This window comes from Pseudomonas lini, assembly GCF_964063345.1.
Lineage (GTDB): Bacteria > Pseudomonadota > Gammaproteobacteria > Pseudomonadales > Pseudomonadaceae > Aquipseudomonas > Aquipseudomonas lini_B.
Map to the genome: position 1 here is coordinate 93,216 of NZ_OZ061318.1, position 15,474 is coordinate 108,689.

General features: G+C 59.0%; 18 protein-coding genes. 14 read left to right on the forward strand and 4 right to left on the reverse strand.

The window, feature by feature from the left end; all coding sequences use genetic code 11:
* Positions 1 to 18: 18 nt before the first annotated feature.
* Both AB3226_RS00450 and AB3226_RS00455 read right to left on the reverse strand, forming a co-directional pair.
* Entirely contained in the window at positions 19 to 684 is a 666-nt protein-coding gene (locus AB3226_RS00450; RefSeq protein WP_367371535.1) for a competence protein CoiA, read from the reverse strand.
* A 536-nt stretch (positions 685 to 1,220) separates the two neighbouring features.
* Positions 1,221 to 1,901: a tyrosine-type recombinase/integrase gene (locus AB3226_RS00455; RefSeq protein ID WP_367371536.1), complete on the reverse strand. Its 681-nt coding sequence runs from the start codon at positions 1,899 to 1,901 to the stop codon at positions 1,221 to 1,223.
* Positions 1,902 to 2,224: 323 nt separating this feature from the next.
* On the opposite strand from AB3226_RS00455, the gene AB3226_RS00460 reads away from it, so the two are divergent.
* From AB3226_RS00460 to AB3226_RS00500, 9 genes are read left to right on the forward strand one after another with little or no spacing between them, the layout of a single operon-like run.
* On the forward strand, positions 2,225 to 2,557 hold the full coding sequence (locus AB3226_RS00460) for an RAQPRD family integrative conjugative element protein (RefSeq protein ID WP_367371537.1): 333 nt from the start codon (positions 2,225 to 2,227) through the stop codon (positions 2,555 to 2,557).
* Positions 2,554 to 2,793: a TIGR03758 family integrating conjugative element protein gene (locus tag AB3226_RS00465; RefSeq protein WP_122513574.1), complete on the forward strand. Its 240-nt coding sequence runs from the start codon at positions 2,554 to 2,556 to the stop codon at positions 2,791 to 2,793. Before AB3226_RS00460 ends, AB3226_RS00465 begins: the two co-directional genes overlap by 4 nt.
* A 17-nt stretch (positions 2,794 to 2,810) precedes the next feature.
* Positions 2,811 to 3,182 carry a TIGR03745 family integrating conjugative element membrane protein gene (locus AB3226_RS00470; RefSeq protein WP_108538393.1) on the forward strand — a complete coding sequence of 124 codons (372 nt, stop codon included), beginning with the start codon at positions 2,811 to 2,813 and terminating at the stop codon, positions 3,180 to 3,182.
* A gap of 7 nt (positions 3,183 to 3,189) precedes the next feature.
* Positions 3,190 to 3,603, forward strand: a complete 414-nt coding sequence (locus AB3226_RS00475; protein ID WP_367371538.1) for a TIGR03750 family conjugal transfer protein — start codon at positions 3,190 to 3,192, stop codon at positions 3,601 to 3,603.
* Complete coding sequence (locus AB3226_RS00480; protein WP_154974023.1) at positions 3,600 to 4,241, forward strand: PFL_4703 family integrating conjugative element protein; 642 nt, start codon at positions 3,600 to 3,602, stop codon at positions 4,239 to 4,241. Before AB3226_RS00475 ends, AB3226_RS00480 begins: the two co-directional genes overlap by 4 nt.
* Positions 4,238 to 5,050, forward strand: a complete 813-nt coding sequence (locus AB3226_RS00485; protein ID WP_367371539.1) for a TIGR03749 family integrating conjugative element protein — start codon at positions 4,238 to 4,240, stop codon at positions 5,048 to 5,050. The genes AB3226_RS00480 and AB3226_RS00485 overlap by 4 nt, the downstream gene beginning before the upstream one ends.
* Positions 5,040 to 6,557, forward strand: a complete 1,518-nt coding sequence (locus AB3226_RS00490; RefSeq protein ID WP_367371540.1) for a TIGR03752 family integrating conjugative element protein — start codon at positions 5,040 to 5,042, stop codon at positions 6,555 to 6,557. Before AB3226_RS00485 ends, AB3226_RS00490 begins: the two co-directional genes overlap by 11 nt.
* Positions 6,520 to 6,936 (forward strand): TIGR03751 family conjugal transfer lipoprotein, encoded by a 417-nt coding sequence (locus AB3226_RS00495; protein WP_367371541.1) that lies wholly within the window; start codon positions 6,520 to 6,522, stop codon positions 6,934 to 6,936. The genes AB3226_RS00490 and AB3226_RS00495 overlap by 38 nt, the downstream gene beginning before the upstream one ends.
* Positions 6,936 to 9,689, forward strand: coding sequence for a conjugative transfer ATPase (locus AB3226_RS00500; protein ID WP_367371542.1), 2,754 nt, complete (start codon positions 6,936 to 6,938; stop codon positions 9,687 to 9,689). Before AB3226_RS00495 ends, AB3226_RS00500 begins: the two co-directional genes overlap by 1 nt.
* Positions 9,690 to 9,733: 44 nt before the next feature.
* On the opposite strand, the gene AB3226_RS00505 is transcribed toward AB3226_RS00500, so the two are convergent.
* Positions 9,734 to 9,988 (reverse strand): LasR-specific antiactivator QslA, encoded by a 255-nt coding sequence (locus tag AB3226_RS00505; protein ID WP_367371543.1) that lies wholly within the window; start codon positions 9,986 to 9,988, stop codon positions 9,734 to 9,736.
* Positions 9,989 to 10,157: 169 nt separating this feature from the next.
* Between AB3226_RS00505 and AB3226_RS00510 the strand changes: the two genes are divergently transcribed.
* The 5 genes from AB3226_RS00510 (at position 10,158) to AB3226_RS00530 (ending at position 14,733) form a co-directional block, all read left to right on the forward strand.
* Complete coding sequence (locus tag AB3226_RS00510) at positions 10,158 to 10,412, forward strand: helix-turn-helix domain-containing protein (RefSeq protein ID WP_258668114.1); 255 nt, start codon at positions 10,158 to 10,160, stop codon at positions 10,410 to 10,412.
* A 117-nt stretch (positions 10,413 to 10,529) separates the two neighbouring features.
* Complete coding sequence (locus AB3226_RS00515) at positions 10,530 to 11,486, forward strand: TIGR03756 family integrating conjugative element protein (RefSeq protein ID WP_367371544.1); 957 nt, start codon at positions 10,530 to 10,532, stop codon at positions 11,484 to 11,486.
* Positions 11,483 to 12,865 (forward strand): integrating conjugative element protein, encoded by a 1,383-nt coding sequence (locus AB3226_RS00520; protein ID WP_367371545.1) that lies wholly within the window; start codon positions 11,483 to 11,485, stop codon positions 12,863 to 12,865. Before AB3226_RS00515 ends, AB3226_RS00520 begins: the two co-directional genes overlap by 4 nt.
* Before the next feature lie 4 nt (positions 12,866 to 12,869).
* Complete coding sequence (locus AB3226_RS00525; protein ID WP_367371546.1) at positions 12,870 to 13,178, forward strand: hypothetical protein; 309 nt, start codon at positions 12,870 to 12,872, stop codon at positions 13,176 to 13,178.
* Between the two features lie 10 nt (positions 13,179 to 13,188).
* Entirely contained in the window at positions 13,189 to 14,733 is a 1,545-nt protein-coding gene (locus tag AB3226_RS00530) for a conjugal transfer protein TraG N-terminal domain-containing protein (protein ID WP_367371547.1), read from the forward strand.
* A gap of 9 nt (positions 14,734 to 14,742) precedes the next feature.
* Here the strand turns inward: AB3226_RS00530 and AB3226_RS00535 are convergent, their stop codons facing one another.
* Positions 14,743 to 15,126, reverse strand: a complete 384-nt coding sequence (locus AB3226_RS00535) for a DUF3742 family protein (RefSeq protein WP_367371548.1) — start codon at positions 15,124 to 15,126, stop codon at positions 14,743 to 14,745.
* Positions 15,127 to 15,474: the final 348 nt, after the last annotated feature.

Genomic DNA, 15,474 nt, shown 5'->3' on the forward strand with positions numbered 1-15,474 from the left:
GTGCAATTTGCCTATCTATCAAAAGGCGGATGCTGGCCCACCATTTCTACTAAAATCTGACGTCCCTTCAATCAACGCTGCGGTGAACAGTGAACGATCTACCAGAAGCGCTACTCCCTTTTTGTTTTGGGGATCGAACCTACACACTCGCCAAAACCCATACTGATCACCAAAGTCGATGAATACTGGTGTTGTTGTATGCCAGCGGTGAAACAATTTGCTCCTGCCATACCACTGAAAAACTGCAAAACCATTGTCATCAGGACGGGTGCGCATATTCGAGAAGTTCACGCAGTCAGATTCATTTTTTGCCCCATCGATTACCCATACCATTCGCTGGTGGAAGCTCTCGCGATCTTTTACTTCGGAAGGCTCGATAGTCGAGCGCTGAAACTCCACGACTACACCATGTCTTGTACGAACATCGGCGATGTGCTTTTCCCCCGTCAGTGCGTCGTATTGAACGACTTCTTGCCAGTCCTTCGGGAACCGATCCTTCCATCGACGATGCCATTCAGTTTCTGTTTCCCACCACCGATCACAGGTGGCCAAGGAAATATGAGACCAATGCCAAATGACATGTTTGCCGCATTTTGCGACAACCTCACCGCCGCAAGCGCGGCATAACGCCCGCGTTTTAGGCTGTGCCTCTGACTTCACCCCATTGACGTCTGCATATCGCATTCAGGCTTTCCATGTCAGTTCTCGGACGCGAAAGGCGCACCCTGGTACTGCAAAAGGCCCAATCAAGGGCCGGTGGTGTGCAGCGATCCTTTCCCTTAACACTGTGATTCTTGATACAGGCATTCATTTAGCGCCTAAAAATCAGCTACCTGCCCGACTGTCACTTGGCCGTTGCACATTGTCGAGATCAGAGTAGCCACGAATTCATTGGGCTTTGAAACGAGCGATGATCGAGCTACGTTGATCATTTTAGGGAACTGGGCAGGTTTGCCAGACGACCTAAAGTAGTCCGAAGCCGCATCCATGCCATGAGCAAAATGTTTTTTTGCATCGTCATATAGAGCGAAGCGCTCTGATGCAGCCACGCACGCCGCTTCCCTTGTCATTCGGTCCTGCGGGCTCGAATCGTGAGCCTTATCCCCGCCGCAGGCCGATAGCAGAATTGTCGCAATGATAGGTAGTGACTGTCGTCCATAAGTCGTCATAAATTTCGTTTCCTTATTAATGCTGACTAGCGGATACAGTTACCGATATCACTATGCTAGTGCAACCTCGAAAGCGCGGCGGATAACCTCGATGTCAACAGTCATATACGGCTTGCTGTGGTCGAGACAGGCGTGCCCGAGAATGATCTGAACTGTCTCGACACTGCCGGTTGCGGCCAGGACTTTTGCAGCAAGCGAGCGTCTGCCGCTGTGGGAGGATCCCAGCTTAATACCGGCCTGTCGGTAGAGCCTGCTGATGATCTGTTGAAGCGAATCACACGCCCGATAAACCTCTGGCCCACTGTCCAGTTCCCGATGTTTGAAGGCCAGTTTAAAAGCCTGTCCCTTGTGAGTCGTGACCAACTTCGATGTAGGTCGGAACCATCGATACTCATCAGTACCGGAAAGCCCCCAGCTGCGACGGGAACGCACCTCAAACCAAACATCGAGACCAGCTAGGCACCGGGCATGAGTCAAATAAACGTTTCGCGGCCGGCAACCCTTGGTGATTTCTGCGCACAAGTACATCTCGGGCTTGATAGCACCACTGGGATGAAACACGTCGGCAATCTCCAGCAAAGCCAGCTCGGTAACGCGAATGCCGGTTGTATGAGTAAGCCAAAGTAAAAGTACGTCCCTCTCTGGCATTCGACACGTGACAGATGCAACGCGACTCAGGTGCCGAAATTGTCCAGGGCGAAGGGATGTAGCGCGGCGGATTGCGGTGACCATGGGTACTCTCTGTCAGGAATGGCGGTGATTTGTGATTGATCCTGAGAGAGTCGGGTCAGAGCCTCCTGAAAAGCATATCAGCAGGCCCGACATGGTGTTCACGGAAAGTGGGTTGTGACGATATTGTCATCAACAAAACTCATCGAGAGTGCAATTTCCCAGCAGCCCCGCTCCCTCCACCAAAGATCGAAGGACCACATTAGCGGTAATGTAAACATCCCCAGCCCTTCCCCAGAAAAAGCGATTCCTCAGACCTCAGGTTTCTTACGGAATAATTCGACCTCTTACTTGATTCTGTTTCCAGATTCATATGGACCAGCATCATGCCAAATACCGTCGTTCGCTGCTTATTACTACTCGTCATAGCCGTCCATGGAAGCAGCTATGCCGACTCCACTCATGAACAGAGTCAATTCATTCTGATTCTGCAGCAGCTCGACACTATCGAGCGTCTTACGACACGAGCTGCGACAGCCAGCGCGGCTGAATCAGTCGAGCGCTATCGCTTCGACTATCCCCGGCTGACTCAAGACCTCCAACGCATTCGCCAAGGCGTTCAGGGCTACCTGTCTCCCTCCCGTGCTCAACCCCGCGATCCCACTGAGCTGGTCGGTGATTACCGTCTCGACACACTGCCCACGGAGCCGTCGCCATGAGCATGACTGACGCGCAGAGCTCAGCGTTCCAAAACGCCTCCGGCTTTTCGGCACAGAGCAGTTCGACCCTCTGGCTGTCCCTGGTTCTGGTCCTGGCTTTGCTCTGGTGTGCCTGGGTGATGTGGACGGCCTACCGGGGATGGGCGACCGGCAGTGTGCGCTTCGGTGCCTTCGGTGGCAGCACCGCTCGCGTGCTGCTCGCCCTACTCGTTCTGATGTTCTTCACCCTGTCCTAATCCAGGAGATCGCCGCCATGCTCAAGTGCTTTGCCCCCCTGAAAAACAACCTGCGTGATCGTGCCAGCCTGCGCTTGATCGGTCTGCTCCTGGTACTCGGCCCAAGCCTGGCTTTTGCCGAGCTCCCCACCATGGAAGCCCCCTCGCGCGGCGAAGGATCCGGGTTGATCGAGACGATCAAAAACTATGCCTACGACGGCGGCATCCTGCTCGGTCTGCTGATCGCCCTACTCGCTTTCTTGGGTGTGGCCTGGCACTCGTTGACCGTGTACGCCGACGTGCAAAACCAGCGTAAGACCTGGAAGGACTTGGGTGCAGTGGTCGGCATCGGTGCCCTGCTGGTGGTGATCATCATCTGGTTCCTGACCAAGGCTGCCGCAATTCTGTGAGGTCGGCATGAACGACACTATCGAACGCCTGGCTGACGGCACCTTGGTCTTTCTCCCAGAGCGACTCAATCGTGATCCCGCCGTATTGCGCGGGTTGACCAATGATGAGATGTGGGTAGCACTCGGCACCGGCGCCGTCATTGGCCTACTGATGGGCGTTCCTCTAGCGATTGCCACCGCTTCCATTGCCGTAGCGCCGACCGGCATGATCGCAGGCATGGCGCTGGTGCTATTTGCCGGTGGCACGCTACTGCGCCGGGCCAAACGGGCTCGCCCCGAGACCTGGTTGTACCGCAAACTCGAATGGGTACTGGCTAGCCGTTGGCGCTTGGGTCGCGGCAGTCTGATCCTCCACTCCGGTGCCTGGACGGTTCGCCGTTCGCGTCGACTGCGCCCTGCCCTGTCTCGGTGGCAGTCATGAGCCGATTTCGAAACAAGGTCGATGCCCAACAGGCCCACATCTTCAGCCTGCGCCTGGCGGTAATGATCCTTGCCCTGGTCTGTGCCGGGCTCTGGTACGGCTGGCGTTCGGCACCGACCGATCTGACCGTGCATGTACCCCCAGATCTGCGCTCGGGCAGCACACGCAAGTGGTGGGATATCCCCTCAGAGAATGTGTATGCCTTTGCCCTGTACATCTTTGGCCAGCTCAACCGTTGGCCGTCGGATGGCGAGCAGGACTATCGCCGCGCGATCTATGGCTTGCAGTCCTACCTGACACCCGCTTGCAAGGCCTTCCTCGACGGCGACTACGAGTACCGCAAGGCCGCCGGCGAACTGCGCCAGCGGGTGCGTGGCGTCTACGAAATTCTGGGCCGAGGCTACAGCGAAGATCCGGACCTCAGGGTCAAGCAACTCGACCGCGACAGCTGGCTGGTCAAGCTCGATCTCAATGCCGATGAGTATTACGCCGCCGAACCGGTGAAACGGGTAGTGGTGCGCTATCCATTGCGCGTGGTGCGTTTTGACTTGGATCCCGAACGCAATAAGTGGGGGCTGGCACTGGATTGTTATCAGGGCACGCCGCAAAAAATCTCCCTACCTGGAGGTGAGCCATGAAGTGGATGTCTACTCTGGGACTCACCGTCGCACTGATGCTATGGGGAGCTGCAGCGCAGGCCGTCGAGCTGATGCACTGGGAACGCCTACCGCTCGCGGTCCCACTGGTGATCAATCAGGAGCGGGTGGTCTTTGTCGATGAGGCTGTTCGCGTCGGCATGCCCTCAACCCTGACGGGCAAGCTGCGCGTGCAATCAGCCGGCGGCACGCTGTACCTGCGCGCGTCGGAAGCCATTGCCCCGACCCGCCTGCAACTGCAATCGCTCACGACGGGCGAGATTATCCTGCTGGATATCGCGGCCACTCCTGGTGATCAACCGTTGGAGCCCGTGCGTATTCTCAAGAATGCTCAGGTGCAGGCTACCGAGGCGGAATCGAGCACCGCCCCTGTTCCAGAACGCACGCCGACTCCGGTCGCTTTGACGCGCTATGCCGCACAGAGCCTGTACGCGCCGCTGCGCACCGTAGAATCCCTACCCGGCGTACGCCGCGTACCGCTCAAGCTGCGCACCGAATTGCCGACCCTGCTGCCGACCGAAAATGTGTCCAGCACACCCATCGCCGCCTGGCGACTCGGTGATTACTGGGTGACGGCGGTGAAGCTGCGCAACCGTGGTCCAGCGACGGTGCAACTCGATCCGCGTCGGCTGCAGGCCACGCTGTTCGCTGCGACCTTCCAGCATGCTTTCCTCGGGCCGGTCGGCAGTGCTGAAGACACCACGATCGCTTACCTCGTCACTCGCGGTGCTGGCCTCGAACACGCCGTGCTGCTCCCGCTCGTTGTGCGAGGTGCTGACGATGAAAGCTAACGCCTTGCTCAAATGGTTGGTACCGGCTGCGCTACTGGCCGTGGTGTTGATCATTCTGAAAACCTGGGTCGCGGGCGGCAGTAGTTCCTCTCCAGAGAAGCCGGTCGATCAGGGCAACCTTCAGTTATCCGCCGAGCAAGCCAAGTCGCTCGGCATTGCGGGCGATACCCCACGCGATACGGTCGCCACCCTGGTCGGCCAGGTGAAAGCCATGCGCAGCGACATGCTCGGTTTGAAGAAACACAACGATTCGCTGCAGACGGAAAACAACCGCCTGCGCGAGCGGGAAAACAGTGTTGATTCGCGCATCCAGACCGCGCTTGGCAGCGTGACCCAACAGGTCGACGAAGGCCGCCGACAAGCCAATGAGGCCCGACTCAAAGCGGAACAAGACAGTCGCCAGGCTCGCGGTCTGCTGACGCAATTGCAGGAGCAGTTGTCGGGGCTGACCGGCAAAGGCAAGGACATGCCAATCGGATTGGGGCTTGAGTCGGGCGATGGGGCTCAGTTCGAGGGTGGCCATCTTGCCAATGATGCGCTGCAGTGGATTGAACCTTCGGATGCTCCGTCCACCGATGCCCGAGGCAAAACCAAGACTGCCTCCGCACTGAGTCTGCCTACCGCCTTCAACTCACTGGAAGGCTTGAACGATAACGCGATTGATCGCAGCCAGAAACAGCTGCGTGCCGTCACCCAGGGTGAGCGTGACCTGACCCAGTCTGTTGATCGTACCGAAGGCGCGAAGCCGGTCTACACGATTCCCGAAAACGCGACATTGATGGGCTCGGTCGCCATGACCGCGCTGATCGGCCGAGTCCCGGTGGACGGCACAGTGAATGATCCCTACCCCTTCAAGGTGCTGGTTGGTCCGGAGAACCTGACTGCCAACGGCATCGACCTGCCGGACGTCGCGGGCGCCGTGATGAGCGGCACGGCGTCCGGTGACTGGACCCTGTCTTGCGTACGCGGGCAGGTCGAGTCAATCACCTTTGTGTTTACCGATGGCACCATCCGCACGGTGCCTCAGCCAAAGGCGGTAGCCACCCGCAATGCCTCCACCACCCAGAGCTCGAACACCGACAAGATCCGTGGCGGCCTCGGTTACCTGTCCGATCCGTATGGCATTCCTTGCATTGCCGGCGAGCGCCGCTCGAACGCCCAGCAGTACCTCGGCAGCCAGAGCCTGATCACTGCGGCCGGCGCGGGTGTTGCCGCCTTGCTCGGGAATGAGCAAAAAAACAGCAGCGTGATCAGTTCGGGCGGCAGTGCCCTCGGGGTCACCAGTAGCACGGGCAACAGCGCGCTGAATTCAATTCTCAGTGGTGGGGTCAGCGACATCCGCGAGTGGGTCAACAAACTGTATGGCGAAGCCTTTGCTGCCGTGTACGTGCCACCGGCAGCACAAGTCGCCCTGCACCTCGACCATGAGATCACCATCGACTACGAGCCCAAGGGCCGGAGCGTTCGCCATGAAAAAGACCATGCATCTCTGCCTGATCTGGATTAGCGTGTTCTGCTGGGTCCTGGCGGGGTGTTCCACCGACAAGGAGACGCTTCTGCCCCATGGCGAGCAAACCATGCTGGACATCTGGAACGGCGCCGGTTCGCAAGGCACTCAGCAGCAACTGCTGGATGCTCGCCAACAGTTACGCCGCCCACTGGCTCAGGCAGATGTCTCCGCTTCTCTCCAGGAACTGTACACTCGCACAACGACGAACGAGATCCGCAACCTGTTCCCTCGCCTGCCCAATCCCGATCTGGTGCTGTACGTGTATCCGCACTTGAGTGGTACCGAGCAGGCACCGATCCCGGGTTACTCAACCGTCTTTCCGTTCTACCAACGGGTGCAGTACGCGTTGCCGGGTGAACGTCAGGAAGACTTGTAGTGCGTACCGGCGATTCGGGCAACCGCACTCCTGCGTGGAAAGCCTGGCGCCACCCATTGCGCCCGCGCGCCACCTTGGCCGATGACGCGGCACTCTATGCGCACCACCCCAGCTTCACCGATCACCTGCCGTGGGTCGAGTACCTCGACACCGAGCAGTGTTTTCTGCTCGATGACAATCGTTCGGTGGGTGCAGTGTTCGAGTTGCTGCCCATTGGCACCGAAGGGCGCGAACCCGATTGGCTGATGGCAGCCCGCGATGCCCTCGAGGATGCTCTGCAGGATAGCTTTGACGAGCTGGATCAAGCGCCGTGGGTGGCGCAGTTTTTCTGCCAGGACGACAAAGACTTCACCCCCTACCTGACCCGGCTCACCGATTATATCCAGGACAGCGCGCGAGGCACGGTCTTCACCGAGGCGTATTTGGAGCTCAGCCGCCGTCATCTGAAGGCCATCGCCAAGCCCGGTGGTCTGTTTGAGGATAAGGTGGTGACGCGCCTGCCCTGGCGTGGCAATAACCGTCGGGTGCGCTTGGTGGTCTATCGCTGGCTCGAGTCTGGCGATGAGGAGACGGGACTCACCCCGGTGCAATCCCTGCAACAGGCTTGCGAACGTATCGCGGTTTCGTTGCAAGCGTGTGGGGTGCATTCGACGCGAGTCGAGGGCCGAAGTTTGTATGCCTGGCTGCTGCCTTGGTTCAATCCAGCCCCCAAGCTCACCGATGAAGCGCCCGAGGAGTTCTACCGCCGCGTGACCTATCCGGAGCCGGGCGATGGCGAGTCGCTGGAACTGCCCTTCGATCACGATTTCGCCGAGCGCCTATTTTTCAATGAGCCGCATTCGGAGGTCCAACGTGGACTCTGGTTTTTCGACGGTCAGCCCCATCGGGTCATGGTAGTGGACAAGCTGCGCCGGGCACCCTTGATTGGTCAACTCACCGGCGAAACCCGCAAGGGTGACGCGGTGAATGCCCTGTTCGACCAGTTACCTGAAGGGACGGTGATGAGCCTGACCCTGGTGGTCAAACCGCAGGATGTACTTGAGGAGCAGTTGAACCGCCTGGCCCGCAAAGCCATCGGTGAAAACCTGGCCTCGACCCAGACCCGTCAGGATGTCGAAGAGGCTCGCGCGATCATCGGCCGCCAGCACAAGCTGTACCGGGGCACCCTGGCGTTTTACGTGCGCGGTCACGATGAGCACCAATTGCACCAGCGCTCGGTCAGCCTGGCCAACGCGCTGCTGGGTGCGGGGCTGCAACCAGTACGTGAAGGCGACGAGGTCGCCGCCTGCAACAGCTACCTACGCTGGTTGCCAATGGCGTACAACCCGGCCCGCGACACGCGCAACTGGTACACGAGGCTGATGTTCGCCCAGCACCTGGCGAACCTGGTTCCGGTGTGGGGTCGAAGCACCGGCACCGGCCACCCGGGCATCACCCTGTTCAATCGTGGCGGCTCGCCGTTGAGTTTCGATCCGCTATCACGCCTGGACCGAGCCATGAACGGTCATCTGCTGTTGTTCGGCCCCACTGGTGCCGGCAAGTCGGCGACCCTCGTCACCCTGCTGATGCAGGTCATGGCGGTGTACCGCCCTCGCCTGTTTATCGTCGAGGCCGGCAACTCATTCGGCTTGCAGGGCGACTACTTCGCGACACAGGGCCTGTCGGTCAACAAGGTCCAATTGAAACCTGGCGCCTCGGTTAGCCTCGCGCCCTTTGTCGATGCCTGGCGCCTGGTCGAGCAACCGGATCAGGTGGCGAGTCTGTCGATTGATGAGCTGGACGATGAGGCGGTAGCCAGTCGCGAAGACCAACGCGATGTTCTTGGCGAATTGGAAATCACCGCTCGCCTGATGATCACCGGTGGCGAGGCCAAGGAAGAAGCCCGCCTGAGTCGAGCCGATCGCAGCTTGATCCGCGAGTGCATCCTCGATGCGGCGCAGACCTGTGTTGCCGCCGGCCGTCAGGTACTGACCCGCGACGTGCGCGACGCCTTGCTGCGCATCGCCGCCGACCCGCACCTGCCGGAGAAGCGTCGCGAGCGTGCCCAGGAAATGGGCGAGTCCATCGACCTGTTTTGCCAGGGTTTCGAGGGTGAACTGTTCGACCGCGAGGGCACGTCTTGGCCCGAGAGCGATGTGACCATTGTCGACCTGGCCACTTACGCTCGCGAAGGCTACGAGGCGCAGATGTCCATCAGCTACATCAGCCTGATGAACACCGTGAACAACCTCGCCGAGCGTGATCAGTATCTGGGCCGGCCGATCATCATGGTCACCGACGAGGGTCATATCATCACCAAGAACCCGCTGTTGGCACCGTTCGTGGTCAAGGGCACGAAGATGTGGCGCAAGCTCGGTGCCTGGTTCTGGCTCGCCACACAGAACCTGGCCGACTTCCCCACGGCCGCGCAGACCATGCTCAACATGATCGAATGGTGGATTTGCTTGAACATGCCACCGGCGGAAATCGAAGAAATCGCTCGCTTCAAGAAACTCACGCCGGCACAGAAAGCCTTGTTGCTCTCCGCCAGCAAGGAGCCGGGCAAATACACCGAGGGGGTCGTGCTGTCGAAAAAACTCGAAACGCTGTTTCGAGCCGTGCCGCCCAGTCTTTATCTCGCCCTGGCCATGACAGAGCCCGAGGAAAAAGCCGAGCGCTGGACACTGATGCAAGAGAATGGCTGCTCAGAGTTGGAAGCGGCTCACTGGGTAGCTGAACGGATCGATAGAGCACGAGGCATAGAACCCGCATAGGAAAATCTATTCAGGTATCGCGCGCTGAAGCGAGTGACCGGTTATTACGATGTGCCTCGAACCCGCTGCTGAATCCTCAACAAGAATCCGGCTTCAAAAGCATCTTGGCAGTCACCGACAGGAAAGGTCTTGCGTGTTTGCGCCAGCTCCCACCACAGTGGAATCTCGCTGGGCGTATCAAGCCAAGCCTGAGCGCATTGCACACCACGTTCGATCATTGGGGCAAATTCGTTGCCCCAAGGTGTCAGAAGACTTGGGCAACCATCTGCCGCAGGAATTGAGATGTAGTTTTCGTCCATACACACCCTAGGGTTCTGATTTTATTGTTAGACGCTGGACCCAGCCTCGAAATCATAACGTAACCAAATGAACGCTGGATAACAGGTATGTGCATCAAATGGCCTAGATCAATACCAATGTAGACTATATCCCGTGGATTGAGAGTCCCTCAAGGCGCAATTTGCGCGCATGACTCAAGACTACGAACAGCTTCGTCTGCAGCTGGCGGAAAACATCCGCTGGATGCGACGCATAAAGAATCTTACCCAAGAGCAGTTGGCGCTCATGGCCGAAGTCGATCGTACCTACGTCAGTCAAATCGAACGATGCACGGGCAATCCGTCGCTGATGGTCCTGTGCAAGCTCGCCAATATCCTCGAGGTTACGACGGATCAGCTACTCACCGAGCCAGACGCCCTTCGCCGTGCGTTGACCATCGAATAGCCACCTCGTCGCCCTGAAAATCCTTGTAAACCGACAACGCCAGCTTCAGCTTTATCACTGACGGTGTACGGTCAATCATTGAACGTGTCCAGGCCATTAGCCCAAAGAGCCTGGATCATGCCTGTCCTATGCCCGTCAATTGCGCCCCAAAAGCTACGACCTTTGGCGCTGAGCATCCTGCTGGCGTGCGGGCCAAGCATGGCGCTGGACACCGGCAGCATCACGTCCTCGGTGTTGTCGCCCAATTGCCTCGCCTACAGGGTCGTCGGCATTTGTTTCTGGCTCCTCTGCACGCCCTTCGGCTGCACAGTCAAAACCTCGACCAAGGTGCGTCATTTCATTCCTGAGCTGGTGGTCTCGAGCTACGCCACCACCGGCAACAACCCCTGGACCGAGATGGCCCCCCTCTCCTCTCCCATCAGCGGTGCGGAAGGTGGCGGCAACCTGATCACGCCGAACACCCAGCGCGACAACCTGCCCCGTTTCAAGAACGTCGACGGTATTGGCCACCCCGGTGGCTGGGCCGCCACGCAACTGGCCTCGCAGTCCGGTTACGCTTGCGTCAGCGGCGCTACTGCGTTCATGCCCTACTACCTGAGCACCCTGGACTCACTGGCCTGGCGCCAGGGCATCCCGGAAAACTTCTTCCCCGAGGCCCTCGTGCCGGGGATCCGTGAAATCGGTCGTCAGGCTTCGGGAAACATGTGGGGCAGCGTCTATCCCCGCCAGGGCTTTCTAGTACAGCCCGACGACTTCAAAGCGGCCGCGGTCATGGCGCAACGGGCCGGCGATGTCATCACCCGTAACGGACAACCACATGTGTACTTACCGCTCACGCCCGCCAAACGCGACGGCTACTGGCCACCTGGCCCGGTCGTTGAAAACGACGCTTCGACCCACAAGTGGCAATTGCTCTACCCCCAGGCTCAGCCCACGTGCGGCATCTTCCCCAGCGATCCGGTCCAGAGTGCGGATGACGGCTACGCCTGGTCGCTGTGGCGGCCCTATAGCTGCTGCAAACGTGAGGGGCAGACCTTTCTGTTCAGCATCGACTTCGAAGGCGGTGCATCATGAGTCGGCTTCTCGCGCGCCCCTGTTTCGGCGTGGTGAGTCTGTTGCTCTGTGGACTGCTCGCCATGGCCACGCATGCCCACGCCGCCGAAAGCGATTACCGCCTGGGCACTCAAGGCGAAGTGCTCGACGACCGGGTGATGTACACCATCGGTGGCGGCTCGGCAGTCGGCTCACCGAGTTCGCTCTACCGACCCAGCGGTCTCGGTGTCGGCGGGTCCTGGCGAGCGAACATGATGTGCGGAAACATGAGCCTCACCAACACCTTGCAAAACCAGCTGAACGGCGCCACCGAAGGTTTCCAGCAGATCATGGGCAGCATCGTGCAGAACGCAACCCAGGCGGTGATGTCGCTGCCGGCGTTGATCATCCAACGCGCTAACCCTGGCCTCTATGAGCTGTTGAGCAACGGGGTGATGCAGGGCCGTATCGACTTCGACCGTTCCAAACTGACCTGCCAGGCCATGGCCGAGAAGATGGCGGACAAGGTTGGTCAAGCCGGCTGGGGCGCGTTGGCCAAGAACCAGGAGATGCAGGGTAATTTGGAGCAAACCGGCGGTGATGCAGTGGCCGCGGTGAAAAACACCGAAGCCCATAACGGCAACAATGGGGTGTCCTGGGTCGGTGGCTCGAAGGCTGGAGGTAATGGGCAGACGCCCATTCGGGTGACCGCCGACGTGGTGCGCGCGGGCTATAACCTGCTGCATAACCGTACGGTGGATGACAGTGCCTCGATCAGTAGCAGCGACTGCCTGGGTGGCGCTATTTGCCAGACCTGGGCCTCGCCCCAAGAAGAATCCGAATGGGCCGTTCGCGTGTTGGGCGAGAGCGAAGTCGCGACCTGTGACACCTGCGAAACCCTGCGTGCGACCGCTGGCAGCGGATTGACGCCGTTGATTCAGGAGGCCTACAGCGAACGCCTCAAGGCCCTGCAAGGGTTGCTGTCTGGCTCTCTGCCGCCTACCTCTGACAACCTGGTGAAAGCCTCCAGCCCGATGCTGCCGGTGACCCGTGGCGTGATCGAAGCCTTGCGCGACGATCCCGACCAGGATCTGCTGGCGCGACGCCTGGCCAGCGAGACGGCCCTGTCCAGCGTACTCGATAACGCGCTCCTGCTACTGCGCACCCTGCTGGCAGGCAGTCACGAACCGAACATCGCTTCAGCCGAGCCGGCCCAGACCGCCTTGACAAAAAACATCGACGCCCTGGAGCGCGAAATACGTCTGCTACAAACCGAGCTGCAGGTTCGGCAGATGCTCGCCACCAATACCGCCAGCCTGGTGCTCGATAGGCATGCCGGGGGTGCCGACGCTTCGCGCACCGTCGAGCAAGGCGACCCCGAGCCCGGTCGACTCAAGGACGCAGACGCCAGGCGCAACTGAAGCCATGAAACGCTCACGGCTGTTCACTCTGCTTTCAGGTCTGGGGATTGCCGCGGTGATGATCCTGAGCGCCGCACTGGTCGCCTGGATCGGCCGCACTGCGCTGGGCAGTTTCGAGGTCTGGCAGCAGGCATTCGAATCCGTACGGCCCTATCTGCGGTGGTGGCGTGCCCTGCTCTACGGCGCCCTCTTTACGCTTTGGTGGGATCTGCTTCGACACTACCGCCATCGACCACTGGATCGACTGCGCGTGAAGCGCATTGGGACACTAGGGCTCGTGCTCTTGACCGTCGTCGAGTTCACCCGACTGTGAGGTCACCACTATGCTCATGAGTACCAACAGCTACCTCGAGTTTTACCTCTCCCTGCTGGCTTGGATCATCAATAACGGCCTCTGGAGTGTATTGTCCGATACTGGACTGTTCGCCGCACCCTTCGGCGCGATCATCTTGCAGGAATGGTTGTCTGCCCGTCAGCAAGGCGCGGATGAAGGCAACAAGGGACTGCTCTCGGTGCCGCGAATCGAAAACCGGCTGTGGCTGGCCTATATCGTCGTGTTGTTCGGTTGCGCGCCGGTCTTTCCGTTGAGCCTCGCCTCGATGGCGTTCGATGACGCGGCGAGCCAGCGCTGCGGCGTGAGTGTGACCAAACCAGCGGAAACCGCTTGGGGGACCACCTTCAATACCATCGGCGAACGCTCCGCCAACGTGCCGATCTGGTGGTTTCTGGTGCATGCCTTGAGCAAAGGCGTGACCGCGGCGGCCACCGCCTCCATTCCCTGCGCACCGGATATCCGGCAGATGCGCATGGAGATCGACAGTTCGCGCATCGACAGCCAGTTACTGCTGCAGGAAGTCGCCGACTTCACTCGCGACTGTTATGGCTATTCCCGTTCTCGGTTGTTTACCAATCGCCCGCAGTTGGATAAGGCACAAAGTCATGACGCCTCCTGGATCGGCTCAAGCTATTTTCTCGACACGCCCGGCTACTACGACACCGATCGTTCACGCACACCGCGAGTCAGCTGGCCGTATGACGACAGCCGCGATGTTTCCTTACCGCGGCTGGAGAATGGCGGGGGCTACCCCACCTGCAAGCAATGGTGGAGCGATAGCGGTGTCGGGTTGCGCGAACGTTTGATCGGGCAGGTCGATCCTTCGCTGCTGACTCAGCTGAAAGGTTGGTTGACTGGCCGTTCAAGCAACGAGATCGAGGATGCCACCCTGCGCGAGCTGGTCAGCCCGCGCCAGCAATCGATGTCCATGTCGCCCGGACAGGTGTACCAGGACTATGGCTCCAGTGCTCGCGGCGGCTCGATCAATCAGGGGCTCAATAACCTGGCCACCAACACCGGGCTGGCCCTAGGCTCCTTCAGCAACTTCCCGGCGATGAATGCGCTACGCGCCGCCCTGCCAATGGTGCAGGCCTTCCTGATCATGGGCGTCATCATCAGCTTGCCGCTGATCCTGCTGGTCAGCACCTACCAGCTGAAGACCGTCATGACGGTGACGTTCGCGCTGTTCACCTTGCACATCCTGACCTTCTGGTGGGAGTTGGCCCGCTGGGTCGACTCCAGCATGCTCGACACCTTGTACAACCAAGTTTCGGCGTCCAATCAAGTGCTGTTATCGCTGCCTACGTCCGGGTTTATGGAGGGGACGGTCACGGCGCAGGTGATCGAGTACGTGATGGGGGCAATGTTCATCGTGCTTCCAATGTTGTTTTTGGCTGCGATGAGCTGGGCAGGATACAGCGTTGGCTCAATTGGCGATGGCATGCTTAGCAAAGGAGCAGCTCAAGCGCAGGACGCTGGAGCAAGGGGCGCTGGAGCTCTGATGTCTGCTGGAAAGGCCTTGAGGAAGGGGTGAAGAACTCGACTACAGATCCTTTAAATCAGGCTGACCGGGTGCGCGGCCATATTCATACTCACCATATGGGTCGCCATATGCTTTGTAACGGTGAGCATCCTTAGGTTTGATAGGCGTTCCATTGGCGATGGCCCAACACAAGACAATAAGGATCATCACCGACACTGTGAACCATAAGCTAACTAGAAGGAGTCCGGCAGCAACTGCCAACTTGATGATTAGAAAACTCCCGCGAACAAGTATTTTACCTGCGGGCATGCCTGCCATCACCACTCGCTCAGCCACGCGGGATTCAAACATTTTCAACCTACGGTGACCACGCTTTACCAACATGCCACAGGCGTACGCCCAGCGGTGGGCACGTGAATTCTGAACAGGTTGCTGAGTCGCCATGGCCTCGCCCTCTTCTGAGCGTTTTCATGATTGAAACAGGAGTAACAGCGTACTACTGAAAACTATCCGTGCCTGACCGTTTATCAGCTTGCCCAGCCAAAAAATCTTCACTGGAAGATAGAAGACGAACATCAGGACACAGCTTTTCTTCGGAGGTTGACCCGTATAAATCGCTCCGCTAAATACAAGGTACGGATCGCTGTTATCGACAGCATCTTTCCAGGTAGCCAGAGCCTTCAAGACTACGTCACTTCGGTGATGGTTCTCCCCAAGTGCGATTAGCGTTCGGTAGCTCGCACGGTCACCGTTTCTACGGTGATGAACGCCTACTGCTCTCCTGAGCGCCTT